We start from the raw sequence: 15,393 nt of genomic DNA on the forward strand, positions 1-15,393 counted from the left end.
CTTGCAGCCCGGTCGCTGGCCGGGCTCAACCCTGAACGGATTTGTGGTTTATTTATGGAAAAGTCGAAGTTGCGCAAAGTCGCTTTGGGTGTAGCGCTGGCGGCGGTCGCCGGCTTGTTGCTGTACGCGGTACAGGCGCCGGCGCAAGCGCCGCAGTACCTGACCGCCACGGTGGAACGCGGTGACATCGAGAACGCGGTGCTCGCCACCGGGCTGCTCGAGGGCATCAAGCAGGTCGATGTCGGGGCGCAGGTGTCGGGGCAATTGAAGTCGCTCAAGGTCAAGGTGGGCGACAAGGTGAAGAAGGGCCAGTGGCTGGCGGAAATCGATCCACTGGTGTTGCAGAACACCCTGCGTCAGGCCCAGGTCGATGAAGAAAACCTGCAAGCGCAAAAGCGTGCGACCCAGGCGCAATTGCGCCAGACCAAGGCCTTGTTCGAGCGTTACCGGAATTTGCAGGAGGACGCGTCGATCTCCCGCCAGGATTTCGAAACCGCGCAATCGAATTACGAAGTGCAGCAGGCCAATCTGCTGTCACTGGACGCGCAGATCAAGAGTGCGCATATCCAGATCGACACCGCCAAGGTCAATCTGGCCTATACGCGGATCATTGCTCCCATCGACGGCGATGTGGTCGGCATCGTTACGCAGGAAGGCCAGACCGTGATCGCTAACCAGTTGGCGCCGATCCTGCTCAAACTGGCCGATCTGGACACCATGACGGTCAAGGCGCAGGTGTCGGAAGCGGATGTGATTCACATCGCGCCGGGGCAGGAGGTGTATTTCACCATTCTCGGTGAAGACAAACGTTATTACGGCAAGTTGCGCGGCACTGAGCCGGCACCGCAGAACTTCCTCGAAACACCGCCGGCCGGCACGCCGAAGCAGAACACTGCGGTGTTCTACAACGCTTTGTTCGAGGTGCCGAACCCGGATCATCGCTTGCGCATTTCCATGACCGCGCAGGTGCGCGTGGTGCTCGACACGGCAAAGTCAGCGCTGACCATTCCGGTGGCGGCACTCGGCGCGCGCAACAGTGACGGCAGCTATCCGGTGCGTGTGCTCGATGCCAAGGGGCAGGCCCAGCCACGCACCGTGCAGGTCGGCATCAACAACAACGTCAAAGTGCAGATCAACGAAGGTCTGATCGAGGGTGATCGCGTGGTGATCGGTGATCCGGTGTCTGCTGTGGCGGGGTCCTGATCATGGCCCAGGCTCTGCTGCAACTGAGCGGCATCACCCGCAGCTTCATTGCCGGCGATCGTGAATTCCTCGCGCTGAAGGACATTGATCTGACGATCCATGCCGGGGAAATGGTGGCGATCATCGGTGCGTCCGGCTCGGGCAAATCGACACTGATGAATATCCTTGGTTGTCTCGATTACGCCACCGCCGGCAGTTACAAGATCAACGGCCGGGAAACCCGCGACCTCGACAGCGAGGCGCTGGCAGCACTGCGCCGCGACTACTTCGGTTTCATTTTCCAGCGCTATCACTTGCTGCCGCATCTCAGTGCCATGCACAACGTCGAGATCCCGGCGATATACGCCGGCACCCCGGAGCCGCAACGCCATGCCCGCGCCCGCGAGCTGTTGGCGCGGCTGGGGCTGGAACGGCACCTGACGCACCGGCCCAGCCAGCTGTCCGGCGGCCAGCAACAGCGCGTCAGTATTGCTCGCGCCTTGATGAACGGCGGTGAGGTGATCCTTGCCGATGAGCCGACCGGTGCCCTCGACACCACCAGCGGCAAGGAGGTCATGCACATTCTGCAGGAGCTGCACGCCGCCGGGCACACGGTGATTCTGGTGACGCACGACCCGAAAGTAGCGGCCAATGCCCAGCGCATCATCGAAGTCAGCGACGGCGAGATCCTCAGCGACCGGCGCAATGTCCCCGACGGCGAAGCATCGGTGAGCGACGACCGGGTGGCGCCGCAAGCCACCGCAGCACGGCGTCTGGTCGCCAGCCTCGGGCTGTTCAAGGAAGCCTTCAACATGGCCTGGGTCGCGTTGATTTCGCACCGCATGCGCACCTTGCTGACCATGCTCGGCATCGTCATCGGCATCACTTCGGTGGTGTCCATTTCGGCGATCGGCGAGGGTGCCAAGCGCTATGTGCTCAAGGATATTCAGGCGATCGGCAGCAACACCATCGATATCTATTCCGGAACCAGTTTCGGCGACAGCCGATCCGCCGCCATCGAAACCCTGGTGCCCGCCGATGTCGCGGCGCTCAATCAACTGTATTACGTCGACAGCGCGACACCGGTGGTGGGCCGCAATCTGCTGTTGCGTTACCGCAATATCGATGTCGATGCTCAGGTCAACGGCGTCAGCGATCTGTATTTCCAGGTGCGCGGGATCAAGATGGCGGCGGGCATTCATTTCAGCGAAAGCGATGCGCGGCGTCAGGCTCAGGTGGTGGTGATCGATCACAAGACCCGTCAGCGCTTGTTCGGCGAGCAGGTCGATCCGCTGGGGCAGGTGATCCTGATCGGTAATCTGCCGTGCACCGTGATCGGTGTCGCGGCGGAGAACAAGAACCTGTTTGCCGCGAGCAAGTCGCTCAACGTCTGGGTGCCCTACGAAACCGCTGCCGGGCGGCTGCTCGGCCAGCGCTATCTGGACAGCATCAGCGTGCGCATCAAGGACGGCCAGCCGAGCAAAGTGGTGGAGGACAACGTCAACAAGTTGATGCTGCAGCGTCACGGCAGCAAGGATTTCTTCACCAACAACCTCGACAGCATCATGCAGACCGTGCAGAAAACCAGCCGCTCGCTGGCGTTGCTATTGTCACTGATTGCGGTGATTTCGCTGGTGGTCGGCGGCATCGGCGTGATGAACATCATGCTGGTTTCCGTGACCGAACGGACCCGCGAGATCGGCATCCGCATGGCGGTGGGCGCGCGCCAGTCGGACATTCGTCAGCAGTTTCTGGTGGAAGCGGTGATGGTCTGTCTGCTCGGTGGCGCCATCGGCATTTCCCTGTCGTATGCCATCGGCCATCTGTTCTCGGTGTTCATCAAGGAATGGGAGATGGTGTTTTCCATGGGCTCGGTGCTGACGGCTGTGTTCTGTTCGACCCTGATCGGCGTGGTGTTCGGTTTCGTACCCGCGCGCAACGCTTCACGGCTGGACCCGATCGAAGCGCTGGCGCGGGATTGATCGCGCTGGGTCAGGGGGTGGGGGCTGCCGCGCTGTCCTGCGGCGAATACATCCACTTCATCAACGAATGCCGGCCGCTGATGCCCAGCTTGATCGCCGCGCGCTTGAGGTAGCTTTCCACGGTGTTGACCTTGAGCTGCAACTGCGCGGCCAGTTCCGGCGCGGTGTGCCCGGCGAGCAGGCCGATGCACACCGCGCTTTCGCGGTTCGACAGCTTCAAACCCAGTTGCTGCAAGCGTTCGTTGAAGCGCAGGCGCAGGGTCTCCAGGCCGCTGGTTTCGGTGGTGGGGGCCAGAGCTTGCGGGTCGATTTCCAGCGGCTGCACGGCGTTGATGTGTTTTTCGACCATCGGCAGCAGTACCGGCGAGATGTCCTGCAGCAGGCTGCGCTCCTGGGCGGAAAAACGTTCCGACTGATCGTTGCGGTACACCGAAATCACGTAGCGGTAACCGTCCTTGCGCCGGGTCAGGTGCAGTTGCGCAGCGTCGGCGGCGGTTGGCGATGTCTCGGGCGGCGGCCGGTCGCTGTGTTCGCTGAACAGCGTGTCGGCGCGCAACGCCGCCTCCCTCGTCGGCTCGGGTGCGCAGCGCTGCGTCACCGGTTCGACACGCATCTGCCGGATATGCGTAGCGTCCACCGCCAGTTGCGTGCGAATCAGGTCATGCAGCATGCGCGGGAAATGGCGGCTGCCGGTGCTGGCAATGACCTTGCCGATGTGCGGAAACAGGTGTGAGTTCATGTCTTCATCCGTGAGTGGCATTGAGCGGCTCGTATCCCTGCAGTCCCGGCGCGTGCTCCCTGGCCGGGCCGGTAAAATTCCCTGCAGGTTTGGATCCTATCCTAGTACAACGTTTCAACATGCGTTTAATCAAGCGCGAATGCGCTTGTTGCGATGACGTTCGATTAACAGTACGACGAGTGGCACGTGATGCAGAAACATGTCTGGTGCCATTTACCAATGGTCGAACATCAAACGTAAAAAAAGGGCAGCCTGATCAATCAAGCCGCCCCTTTCAGATCACTCGGCAATCAATGCATCTTGCTGTGATCATGCCCCTGCATATTGGTCAGCGCACGCACCGGCGCCTTGACTTCGAGGGTCTCTTTCTCGCCCTTGGCGTTTTCCACGGTCAGGGTCAGCGGTACGCTTTCGCCTTCCTTGAGCTGGCCGGTCAGCCCCATCAACATCACGTGATAACCATTGGGATCAAACGCCACCGCTTTGCCCGCCGGCAGGTCGACCGATTTCACCGGGCCCATGCTCATGACGTCGTTTTTCATGGTCATTTCATGGATCTGCACGTCCTTGGCGACCGGCGAAGCGACGCTGAGCAACTTGCTGTCGCTGTCAGCGGTGAGGGTCATGAACGCCCCGCTGGCGGTCTGGGTCGGCACGGTGGCGCGCACCCAGGCGTCGTCGACTGTGGTTTGCGCCGCGGCCTGAAAAGCCAGGCCCAGCAACGACAGACCCCATACAGCGCGTTTGATGTGGTTCAAGACAGGACGCATCAGCAGACCTCCATAACAGTGAGCAAATCTTCCGTGCATTGTTCTGCCGAAAGCGATGTGGACAGCCCCAGGCGCAAACCGCCGTTGGAGTCGTAGACGTAACTGGTCGCAGTGTGCGAGATGGTGTAGGTGTCGCCGGCCGGAACCTTCTCGTAGAACACGTCGAATTCCTTGGCCGTGGCCTGGGTTTCTTCAAGCGTGCCGTATAGCGCGACGAAGGTCGGGTCGAAGGCTTTCATGTAGGCGTCGAGGATTTCAGGGGTGTCGCGCTCGGGATCGAGGGTGATGAAGATCACCTGCAAGCGATCGCCGTCGGCGCCCATCAGCTTCTTGATTTTCGCCGCGCGGGCGAGGGTGGTCGGGCACACGGCCGGGCACTGGGTGAAACCGAAGAATACCATCGGCATCATGCCGCGAAAGCTCGACAGCGTCATGGTTTCGCCGTCGGTGTTCTTCAGCTTGAAGGTGCGCCCCATGATCTTGTTACTCAGATCCTTGCCGTACTTGTACGACAGTTGGCCGCGGGTGTCGCAGCCGGCGAGCAGGCCCAGCCCGAGCACGCCCATTCCCGCAAGTACCTTGCGGCGAGTCAACAAAGCCGTCATCTAATACCGCCTTTTGCAGCCCGTCAGTCGACAGGACTGGCGGGGGGTTAACCGTAAAAGCGGCGCATGATACCAAACTGCAGGCAGGCGCCGGCCACGGATCGCTGGATGGTGTGGGATAGCGCCATAAAAGGTGTAAGAAAAGATGACCTCGCTGGTTCGAAGGGCAGGGCTGAAGGGCAACGGCGGCGCCGTTAACCGTGAATGATCGAATTCACCGATTCGGCCGTGATCACCGGCGCCTCGATCGCGTCGATCAAGCCGCACAGCATGGCCTGCGACGGGTCGATGATGCGCGGTGCCGCCGTCAGGTATTTCTCGGTTTCCAGCGTTTCCCGCGCACCTTCCGTGCGTTCGGCGACGATGCGCGCATACAGGTACAAGTCGTAATCCAGGCTCATGGCGTATTCCGACATGCGCGAATGATCCACCGCGCCCTGCAAATGCCAGTGGAAAGGGTGGAAGAGAAACTTGCTGTGGGTACACGCCGAGCGGCGCTCGCCGGCAAGAAACACGATGTTGCCCATCGACTCGACCGTGCCCAGATTGTGCGTGTGCACAGGAATCGGCAGCGACAAGAGAAAGTTATACATGGTGAAACCGTAACTGCATTCGCCCCCCATCGTCGCAATGTTGACGATCAGCTTCGAGGCTTTTTGCTGTACGGCTACTGAGGCTTTGTCGATCAATTGACCGCAGGTGGACGCGTTGATCGGCCCCGTGAAATTGATGACGTGAACGGGCATGAGTCACCTCGCTGTTGAAAGGCGTTTTGACGATGCGGGTCAACAGACTGCTTTGACTGGCTTGCTCAGTAACCCCGCTCGCAAACAGGTCGGGTGTGCGTCGCCCCGCACTGGCGCTCGGCCTGAGCGGCGCCTTGCAGGCGCTCGTAGCAACTGCGCGACGCCACCGCGGGAACAGGGCGTGGCGGCTCTGGCGCACTGACAGGCTGTTGAGGCTGATCCTCTGCCAATGTCAGGCCTGGTGGAGAGCTTAGCTCCATTTCGTGGGCAGGCTCTTCAGCCTTCTCCATTTGCATGGCGCAGTGGTGATTTTCGACAGGCGCTTTCATGGCAGACCTCAATATGAAAGGGGCAGCGAGGCCGCCCCCGAACTGGCGCTTACGACTTGCGTCCGCCGCCATGGCTGTGTTGCCCGCCTTTACGGCCGGCTTCCGAGGCTTTTTCTCGGTCGTTGGCAAAGTTGCCGCCATTGCCGCCGCCCGACGAGCCTTTTTTATCGCTGGTGGAGGTCTTGTTATTGCCCTGATTCTTATTACCGGTAGTCATGGTGGTTCTCCGACAAAAGTGAGGGTACTTGCTGTCCGTTTACGTAACGGACACTAATTCGGATAACGCCAAAGCTGGAATCGTTTTGATTGTTTTACAGTTGCCCGATAAGCGGTCGAGCGGTTAATGGCTCAGCAGCAAGTCGTGGATCAGACACACCGAACCATCGGTTGCCGCCGTGGTGGCGCTGTAATCGATCTGGTTATAGACACCGCCATGGAAGTTGAAACGCTGGCTCGCCCAGCTGCTGTCCATCTGCTGCGGCGGCGCCGAGGTGGTCACGCCGTTGCAGATCACCAGCACGTTGACCAGCCCCGCGGCACTGACGTTGATCTCGACCGTGAAGGGCACGTTGAGGCCAATATTGCTGGCGATCGTGCTGTTGACCGGGTCGGGCTGGTTGAAGCTCTGGCGAAAGCCCCAGGTGATTTTGTTCTTGTTCCAGAACACCTTGATCGCCGGGCTGTCGTCGTCCTTGACGTGCATCTGCGCAATCACCACTTTTTGCGCGGAGTTGACTTGTGTGAGCGTCATGCGTTGGCGGTTGACGTGTAGCGCTGCGCTTTCCAGCCCCCAGTAAATCGGCTCTTTCCATTCGCAACGCGTGCGGCGGGTGCTTTTGCTCGAAGCGCCAAGGGTAGGCGCGCTGAAACGGATGCTGCCATCGGGCTGGCGGCTGATCACTTCGGGCAATCGCAACAAGGCCTCATCGCCCATCAACTCCAGTGCAACCGGGTTGGTCGGCGAAGTAGCAACGGGTGTGGTGATGCGCAAACGGCTGATATCGACAGGCATAAATACCTCCACAATCTCGGACAGATGAAGTGGGTAAGTTGCAAGACGAGTGATGCCGGGGTGCATCGATGTGTTCCATGAACTTAACAGTGCGTGGACTAATGGCATTGATCAGCGGGTGTGGATTGTCTCGTTTGAGTGGACGGTGAAACGCGTTTCAACCGATTTATCCTTTTTCGATGGGTCAGTAATCTGTACCCAACTTGAACGCAACAACACACTTCAAACTTGAAAAGGGATGCCCACCATGACCACTCCAACCTACAACCGCCTGAACAAAGACGACGCCATCGTGCTGCTGGTTGACCACCAGACCGGTCTGATTTCCCTGGTGCAGGACTTCTCGCCCAACGAGTTCAAGAACAACGTGCTGGCCCTGGCCGATCTGGCGAAGTTCTTCGAACTGCCGACCATCCTCACCACCAGCTTCGAACAAGGCCCGAACGGCCCGCTGGTCCCGGAACTGAAAGAAATGTTCCCGGACGCGCCGTACATCGCTCGGCCAGGCCAGATCAACGCCTGGGACAACGAAGACTTCGTCAAAGCGATCAAGGCGACCGGCCGCAAGCAGATCATCATCGCCGGCGTGGTCACCGATGTCTGCGTAGCGTTTCCGACCTTGTCGGCATTGGCGGAAGGTTTTGATGTGTTCGTGGTCACCGATGCTTCCGGGACCTTCAACACCACCGTGCAGCAAGCCGCGTGGAGCCGCATGACCCAGGCTGGCGCACAAATGATGAACTGGTTCTCGGTGGCCTGTGAGCTGCACCGCGACTGGCGCAACGACATCGAAGGCCTCGGTAACCTGCTGTCGCAGCGTATTTCCAACTATCGCAACCTGATGAACAGCTATACGGCGCTGACGGCTCAGCAGAAGTAATCGGTATCGCTGCACAACAAAGCCCGCTTTGAAAGCGGGCTTTTGTCATTTGAGGATTCAGGACGACGAGTCAGGTCAGGCTCATCGATGGCTGCGGCACCCGTGACGCCGCACGCGCGGCCAGTAACGCCAATACTGCCGCAACCACCAGCAAACCGGCGCTAAATTCGAACGTCGCGCGATAGCCGCTCATGTCAAACAGTACGCCGCCGACAATCGCCCCCGAGGCGATAGCCAATTGCACCACCGCGACCATCAGACCGCCGCCAGCCTCGGCCGCGTCCGGCAGGGTCCGCGCCAGCCACGTCCACCAGCCCACCGGCGCAGCGGTTGCCACCAGACCCCACAAACCGAGCAAGACTGCGGTAATGACCGTTGAACTGCCGAAGGTAATCAACGCCATCGCTATCACCGCCATCAGCAGCGGAATGACGATCAGCGTGCGATGCAGGCTCTTTTTCACAAAACCTTCGATCAGGAAAGTCCCGGCCAGCCCGGCCACGCCGAGGCCGAGCAGCATCAGCGAGAGCACTGAGACACTGACCTGAGTGACCGTTTCAAGGAACGGTCGCAGATAGGTAAACAGCATGAACTGGCCCATGAAAAACACACTGACCGCGAGCATGCCCAACGCCACCGGCGGGCGTTTGAGCAAGCGCAAGACATTGCCCGAAGCGGCGCCGCCAGCGGCTTTCATCGACGGCAGACTGAACATCAGCCAGGCCCCGGCCAACAGGGCGACCGGCACCACGCAGAAAAACGCCCCGCGCCAGCCGATCAACGATCCGAGAAAACTGCCCAGCGGCGCGGCAATCACGGTTGCCAGCGCATTACCGCCGTTGACGATCGCCATCGCCCGCGTGACCTGTTCATCCGGCACCAAACGCATCGCTGTCGCTGCCGAAAGCGACCAGAAGCCACCAATTGCCACACCGATCAGTGCGCGACCGAGCATGAACACCGGGTAGTTCGGTGCGAACGCGACCACGCTGCCGGAGACGATCATCAACCCGGTCAGCGACAGCAGCAGCGGCTTGCGATCGACCCTTGCGGCCAGCAACGGAATCAGCAGACTGGTGAGCAGGGCAAACAGCCCGGACACGGAAATGCCCTGGCCGGCCTGGCCTTCGCTGATGTGCAGGTCGCTGGCGATCGGTGTCAGCAGGCTGACCGGCATGAACTCCGAGGCCACCAATACGAAGGCCGCAAGCGACATGGCGAATACCGCGCCCCATGAGGCGTGCGATTGCGGCGGGGCGGAAGTGGTCACGGTCATTGTCGAATCCTGTGTTGCGCAAAGCGCCCATTGTCCCGGCCAGGCGCGCACGGCTGTAGCGCGATTCGCTGGATTTCTTGCCTGATCCGCTGAGTCGCGGCATTTGCGCGGGACGCTCGCGCGCCGGCACGCTAAAGTTCAGCGCAGAGGTAACGGAACCCTATGACCATGACACTTTCCCCCTATTTATCGCTGCAAGCCGAGCTGGCGCAGACCATCGGCGCCCATGCCGAGGTGCCGGGCGATTTCCCCACGGCGATCGCCGGGCTCGGCTTTTTCCGCCGCGAGCAACCCTCGTCGCCGCTGGTGTGCATGGTCGAACCCAGCGTGATTCTGGTAGCGCAGGGCGAGAAGCAACTGTGGGTGGGCGGCGAGGGCTTCATGTACGACACCTCGCGATTCCTGCTGACCTCACTGGATCTGCCGGCCAATTCCGAAGTGTTGCAGGCCAGCCCCGAGCAGCCTTGTCTGGGCCTGTCGTTCAAACTCGATGTGCAGATGCTCGCCGAGCTGGCCGCGCACAGTGAGCCACCGCCATACCGCGACGGTGCCGAGCGCAAGAGCGTCGGCATCGGCTCGGTCACCCCGCCGATGCTGCTGGCGTTCCAACGCTTGCTCGCACTGCTCGACGAGCCGGAGGCAATCGCGGTGCTGGCGCCGTTGATTCAGCGGGAAATCCACTTCCGCCTGCTGCAAAGCGATCAGGCGACGCGCCTGCGCAAGATCACCGCGGTCGACGGGCAGGGCTACCGCATCGCCAAAGCCATCGACTGGCTGAAAATCAACTACACCTCGCCGTTGCGAGTCGAGGAACTGGCCGCGCGAGTGCAGATGAGTGCGCCGACCTTCCACCATCATTTCCGCCAACTGACCACGATGAGCCCGCTGCAATATCAGAAGTGGCTACGCCTGACCGAAGCGCGGCGGCTGATGCTCAACGAACAGCAGGACGCCTCCAGCGCCGCCTTCAAGGTCGGCTATGAAAGCCCGTCGCAGTTCAGTCGCGAATACAGCCGCCTCTTCGGCGCCGCGCCCAAGCGCGACATCGTCGCATTGCGCGGGCAGCGACGTTCGGGGGATGAGCGTCAAGACGCGAAAATCAAAAGCCCCTCACCCTAGCCCTCCCGAAACGTCGGACCGCCCGTAGGGAGAGGGGACTGACCCGGGTGGATGTGAGATATACGCTGACCTGAAATACCGAGTCGTACGCGATTTCAAAGCCAACGCAGCTCGGCTCCCTCTCCAGGGGGAGAGGGCTGGGGTGAGGGGTAAAGCCACCACAAATCTCAAGCCGAACAACCGCTTCTCACCACTCATTACAATGAGCGAAGCTCGAGTGCTTTTGACTAACCAGCGACATCGGAAGGCTGAGCGAAGGGATTGATCCGGGCGTGGGAGCGTAGCGACCGTCTGGCGCAGCCAGACACAGCGGAAGGAGGTGCAGCGCAGCAAACCGTAGCCGCTGCGCCCGGATCGATCCCGCAGCGAAGGGACCCGAGCCTGCGAGGGCCGTACGTAGGAGCAAGCCTTTTTGGGTACTTTTTCGGCGTCTGGAAAAAGTGCCTCGCCGTAAGGGCGAAACCCTAAGTCGCCATCACCGCAGCAACGGATATGCACCCCAAACTCACCGCCTGAAAGAAACCCATCGCTTGCAGACAATCTCCCACAGGATATTGCGCAGGATGATGCTGCGCGTTGCCTGGACTGCTTGTATCCTTGCCCCAGCCGAGGACATACGGTCGCTGTCAGGGCCTCGATCCGCTGACAGCAGGAACGGGAAACCGGACTTTCCATAAGGTGCTTTCGTGAAGCGTGATACCCATCTCGTCATCCTCCTGTTATTGGTGATCGGCTGTTCCCTGGCGTCTCTGACCATCTGGAAAGTCCTTGCTTCGCGCGAGCGTGCACTGGAAGAAATCGACGTCCACAGCCTGAACCTGACGCAAGCACTGGCGACTTATTCCGAAGGCATCGTCCGCCAGAGCTCGCTGCTGTTGCTCGGCCTGGTCGAACGCCTGGAAACCGAAGGCAGCGGCCCGGCGCACATCGAGCGTTTGCGGACGCTGATCAACCGTCAGCAACCGCTGATGCCGCAACTGAGCGGCATCACCATTTACGACCGTCACGGCCATTGGCTGATGTCCTCGAACCGGCCAATTCCCCAGGGCGCCGACAGCAGCGACCGCGCCTATTTCATTCATCATCGCGCCGATCCGAGCCGCGAGACCTTCATCGGTCCGCCGATTCGCAGCCGCAGCAATGACGAGTGGGTGATCACCGTCAGTCGCCGCTTCAATGATGATCAGGGCGAGTTCGCCGGTGTGGTCGCGGTGACGCTGGGCGTGCAGAACTTTTTGCGTCTGTTTGGCAAACTCGATGTCGGTCAGGACGGCGCGATCGGCCTGTCGTACACCGACGGCACGCTGCTGGTGCGCTACCCGTTCCGCGAGCAGGACATGGGCCGCAACTTTTCCACATCGCCGATCTACGCCAAATATCTCGTCGAGCGCTCGGTGGGCACCGCGTCGTTCACTTCCAGCCTCGACGGCGTCGAACGCCTCTATGCGTTTCGCAAAAGCCAGAAGCTGCCGCTGGTCACCACCGTCGCGCTGGGCAAGCATGAATCCCTCGCGGCGTGGCGCACGGAGGCCTTGCTGTCAGCGGTGGTGGTCGCCAGCCTGTTGGGGCTGACCGGTGTCATCGGCTGGTTTCTCTATCGCGATATTCGTCGGCGCACCCAGATCGAAGAAGAGTTGCGAATCGCCCAGCAGCAGTTGCTCGCCTCCAATCGACAGCTGGAATTGCTGGCGATGAAGGATGCGCTGACCGCGCTGGCCAACCGGCGCTGCTTCGATGAGACCCTCGCCACCGAAGCGCGCCGGGCCCAGCGCGACGGCGGCTCGCTGGCCTTGCTGATGATCGATCTGGATTACTTCAAGCTGTACAACGATTCGCTCGGGCATGTCGCCGGCGACGCGTGCCTCCAGGCAGTCGGCAAACTGCTGGAAGACTCTGTGCGGCGTCCGTCGGATCTGGTCGCGCGTTACGGCGGCGAGGAATTCGCGGTGATCATGCCCGACACTGATGCGGAGGGCGCGGCGGTGGTGGCGCAACTGCTCGTCGATCGGCTTGAACAGGCGCAGTTGCCGCATCCCTCCAGTCCACTGGCACGGGTCAGCGTGAGCATCGGCGTCGCCGCAGGGCAGGGGGCGCAACTGGACGCCGTGCAAAGCCTGATCGAAGCCGCCGATCAGGCGCTGTATCAAGCGAAAGCCGCCGGGCGCAACGGCTTCGCTGCGTACCGGGGGGAGCCGTCACTCGAAGGGCGCGGCCATCAGCCCACTGACCCGTGACACCAGCGTGTCGACCGCAAAGGGTTTGGTCAGCACCTGCATGCCCGGGCCGAGCTGATTGCTGCCGATCACCGAGTTTTCCGCGTAACCGGTGATGAACAAGGTTTTCAGCTGCGGACGGATTTCCCGTCCGGCATCGGCCATCTGCCGCCCGTTCATGCCGCCCGGCAAACCAACATCGGTAATCAGCAGATCGATCTTCGCGCTGGAACGCAGCACCTCAAGCCCTTCAACGCTGTCGGCCGCTTCGAGCAGGCTGAAGCCGAGGTCGTTGAGAATGTCCTTGAGCAGAAGGCGCACCGAAGGTTCGTCATCGACGATCAGAATGGTCTCGCTGGCCTTGGCAAACGGCGTGCTGGTGCTCTGCCCGTCGTCATGATTGTGCTGCGCCGCACCGCGGTAACGCGGCAGGTAAATGCACATTTCGGTGCCTTGGCCGACCTGCGACTGCACCCGTACCTGACCGCCGGATTGCTTGGTGAAACCGTAGATCATCGACAGCCCCAGCCCGGTGCCCTGGCCCAGTGGCTTGGTGGTGAAAAACGGATCGAAGGCCTTGGCCATGACGTCGGCGCTCATGCCGGTACCGGTATCGGTGACGCACAGGCACAGGTATTGCCCGGCGGGCATGTCCAGCGCCCGCGCGGCGTCGGCATCCAGCGTTCGATTGGCGGTTTCAACGATAATGCGCCCGCCATCGGGCATCGCGTCGCGGGCGTTGATGCACAGGTTGAGCAGGGCGTTTTCCAGTTGGCTGGCGTCGACCAGCGCCGGCCATAGATCGGCAGCGATCACGGTTTTCAGGCGAATGCTCGGGCCGACGGTGCGCTGGATCAATTCGCTCATGCCAGCGATCAGTGCGTTGACTTCGGTGGGGCGTGGATCGAGGGTCTGGCGCCTGGAGAATGCCAGCAGGCGATGGGTCAGGGCGGCTGCACGCTTGGCCGCGTCCTGAGCGATTTCCATGTACTTGCCAATGTCCTGCAGACGCCCCTGACTGATGCGTTTGTCGACCAGTTCGAGGGAGGCGCAAATCCCCGCCAGCAGGTTATTGAAATCATGGGCGAGGCCGCCGGTGAGTTGCCCGACCGCTTCCATTTTCTGCGATTGACGCAACTTCTCTTCGGCCTGCATCAGCTCGGCGGTGCGTGCCGAAACCCGTTGTTCGAGGGTGTCATTCAGTGCACGCAGGGCGGCGGTGGCGCGGTCGCGCTCGGCCTCGACATTGCGCCGCTCTTCGACGTCGATAAGCACCCCGGGAAAGCGCAGCGGCGTGCCGTCCTCGGCAATCTCGACGCGACCGTTGGCTTCGATCCAGGTGTATTTGCCGTCGGCCCCGCACACGCGATACTGGTGCGAATAGGCACCGCCACGGGCGATCACTTCGTTGATCGCGGCGATCAGTCCCTCACGATCGTCCGGGTGCACGCTGGTGACGATTTGCTCAAGGCTCAGGCCATCGCGGCCCAGCGCCGGGTCGAGGTTGAACACCCGGGCGAAGGCTTCATCGACGGAAAAACCATCGGAGGGCAGGTGCCAGTGCCAGGTGCCGATGATCGCGCCGGCGGCGAGGGCCAGTTGCACACGCCCAATATTTTCGCGGGCCACGGCCTCGCTGACGCGCAGCCGTTCCTGGGCATTGCGGCGTTCGGTGACGTCGTTGAACAGAATGGCGATCTGCCGATCGGCCGGCTCGCCAACGCGCACCGCGCGCACGTCGAACCAGCGTTCGAAGGTATTGGCATAGTTTTCGAAGTTGGCCGGCTCACCGGTCCTGGCCACATGACCGTAGGTCTCGAACCAGAACCGTTCCAGGTTTGGGGCAAACTCGGTGACCCATTTGCCGCGCAGGTTGACCCCGGCCTGACGCTCGAACGCCGGGTTGGCTTCGACGAAGAAATAATCGATCGGCTGGTCTTCCGCATCGAATTTGACCTTGACGATGGCAAACGCCGCTTCGATGGTTTCGAGGATTGTGCTGAAGCGTTCTTCACTCAAGCGCAATGCATTTTCCGCACTGCGCGAGCGGGTCAGGTCGAGCATCGCGCCGATCATTCGCTCAGGCTGGCCGGCGGCATCGCGGATCAAATGACCGCGATCGAGCACTTCGGCATAGGAACCGTCGTGGCAGCGAAAGCGGTACTCGGCGCTCCAGGTGGTGCCCTTGCCGTCGATTGCCGAGCGAATCGAAGTGGTCACCCGGGCACGGTCCTGGGTGTGAATCTGCGCAAAACGCCAGTCGCAGGTCGGCTCGATGGCCTCGGCGCCATAGCCGTAGGCCTGCTGCAAGGAGTCGTTCCAGACGATCCGGTCAGTTTTCAGATCCCAGTCCCAGACGGCGTCGCAGGTGGCTTCCACGGCCAGGCGCAGGCGCGTGACCTCGGATTCGAGCTGCTCGCGAGAAAGCTGTTTCAGGACATCCACTCCTCATGCCTTATTGATGGTCGGCTCTGTATTCGAACGGCACGCCGCAACGAACCTCCCTGAGCTAGACGCTGTGTCAGCATTGACCCGGCGCG

At 61.2% G+C, this 15,393-nt stretch carries 12 protein-coding genes and 1 pseudogene; 5 read left to right on the forward strand and 8 right to left on the reverse strand.

Going from position 1 to position 15,393, the window contains the following annotated elements; genetic code table 11:
* The first annotated feature begins 54 nt into the window (after positions 1 to 54).
* Together macA and J3P75_RS11580 are read left to right on the forward strand one after the other, a co-directional pair.
* The gene (macA, locus tag J3P75_RS11575; RefSeq protein ID WP_203418448.1) at positions 55 to 1,203 is read left to right on the forward strand and encodes a macrolide transporter subunit MacA; all 1,149 of its coding nucleotides are present in this window, start codon (positions 55 to 57) and stop codon (positions 1,201 to 1,203) included.
* 2 nt (positions 1,204 to 1,205) lie between these two features.
* Positions 1,206 to 3,164, forward strand: a complete 1,959-nt coding sequence (locus tag J3P75_RS11580; RefSeq protein WP_434710536.1) for a MacB family efflux pump subunit — start codon at positions 1,206 to 1,208, stop codon at positions 3,162 to 3,164.
* A gap of 10 nt (positions 3,165 to 3,174) precedes the next feature.
* Here the strand turns inward: J3P75_RS11580 and J3P75_RS11585 are convergent, their stop codons facing one another.
* The 6 genes and pseudogenes from J3P75_RS11585 to J3P75_RS11610 form a co-directional block, all read right to left on the reverse strand.
* On the reverse strand, positions 3,175 to 3,903 hold the full coding sequence (locus J3P75_RS11585; RefSeq protein WP_434710538.1) for a helix-turn-helix transcriptional regulator: 729 nt from the start codon (positions 3,901 to 3,903) through the stop codon (positions 3,175 to 3,177).
* A gap of 290 nt (positions 3,904 to 4,193) precedes the next feature.
* Positions 4,194 to 4,673, reverse strand: a complete 480-nt coding sequence (locus J3P75_RS11590) for a copper chaperone PCu(A)C (RefSeq protein ID WP_434710540.1) — start codon at positions 4,671 to 4,673, stop codon at positions 4,194 to 4,196.
* Positions 4,673 to 5,278 carry an SCO family protein gene (locus J3P75_RS11595; protein WP_090284058.1) on the reverse strand — a complete coding sequence of 202 codons (606 nt, stop codon included), beginning with the start codon at positions 5,276 to 5,278 and terminating at the stop codon, positions 4,673 to 4,675. Before J3P75_RS11595 ends, J3P75_RS11590 begins: the two co-directional genes overlap by 1 nt.
* Positions 5,279 to 5,472: 194 nt before the next feature.
* Complete coding sequence (locus J3P75_RS11600; RefSeq protein WP_093100927.1) at positions 5,473 to 6,024, reverse strand: ATP-dependent Clp protease proteolytic subunit; 552 nt, start codon at positions 6,022 to 6,024, stop codon at positions 5,473 to 5,475.
* Positions 6,025 to 6,402: 378 nt separating this feature from the next.
* Positions 6,403 to 6,504, reverse strand: a pseudogene (locus J3P75_RS11605) (general stress protein); the annotation flags it as partial.
* 189 nt (positions 6,505 to 6,693) lie between these two features.
* Positions 6,694 to 7,365 (reverse strand): polysaccharide lyase family 7 protein, encoded by a 672-nt coding sequence (locus J3P75_RS11610; RefSeq protein WP_434710542.1) that lies wholly within the window; start codon positions 7,363 to 7,365, stop codon positions 6,694 to 6,696.
* A gap of 247 nt (positions 7,366 to 7,612) precedes the next feature.
* On the opposite strand from J3P75_RS11610, the gene ycaC reads away from it, so the two are divergent.
* Complete coding sequence (ycaC, locus tag J3P75_RS11615; protein WP_434710544.1) at positions 7,613 to 8,245, forward strand: isochorismate family cysteine hydrolase YcaC; 633 nt, start codon at positions 7,613 to 7,615, stop codon at positions 8,243 to 8,245.
* Positions 8,246 to 8,315: 70 nt separating this feature from the next.
* Here the strand turns inward: ycaC and J3P75_RS11620 are convergent, their stop codons facing one another.
* On the reverse strand, positions 8,316 to 9,521 hold the full coding sequence (locus tag J3P75_RS11620; protein ID WP_434710546.1) for an MFS transporter: 1,206 nt from the start codon (positions 9,519 to 9,521) through the stop codon (positions 8,316 to 8,318).
* A gap of 162 nt (positions 9,522 to 9,683) precedes the next feature.
* Between J3P75_RS11620 and J3P75_RS11625 the strand changes: the two genes are divergently transcribed.
* Both J3P75_RS11625 and J3P75_RS11630 read left to right on the forward strand, forming a co-directional pair.
* Entirely contained in the window at positions 9,684 to 10,640 is a 957-nt protein-coding gene (locus J3P75_RS11625) for an AraC family transcriptional regulator N-terminal domain-containing protein (RefSeq protein WP_434710548.1), read from the forward strand.
* Between the two features lie 686 nt (positions 10,641 to 11,326).
* On the forward strand, positions 11,327 to 12,874 hold the full coding sequence (locus J3P75_RS11630; RefSeq protein WP_434710550.1) for a sensor domain-containing diguanylate cyclase: 1,548 nt from the start codon (positions 11,327 to 11,329) through the stop codon (positions 12,872 to 12,874).
* Here the strand turns inward: J3P75_RS11630 and J3P75_RS11635 are convergent.
* Positions 12,836 to 15,298, reverse strand: coding sequence for a PAS domain-containing protein (locus J3P75_RS11635; protein WP_434710552.1), 2,463 nt, complete (start codon positions 15,296 to 15,298; stop codon positions 12,836 to 12,838). The two genes, J3P75_RS11630 and J3P75_RS11635, sit on opposite strands and share 39 nt — an antisense overlap.
* Between the last annotated feature and the right edge of the window lie 95 nt (positions 15,299 to 15,393).

It is taken from the genome of Pseudomonas sp. R1-1 (genome assembly GCF_051132135.1).
Taxonomy (GTDB): domain Bacteria; phylum Pseudomonadota; class Gammaproteobacteria; order Pseudomonadales; family Pseudomonadaceae; genus Aquipseudomonas.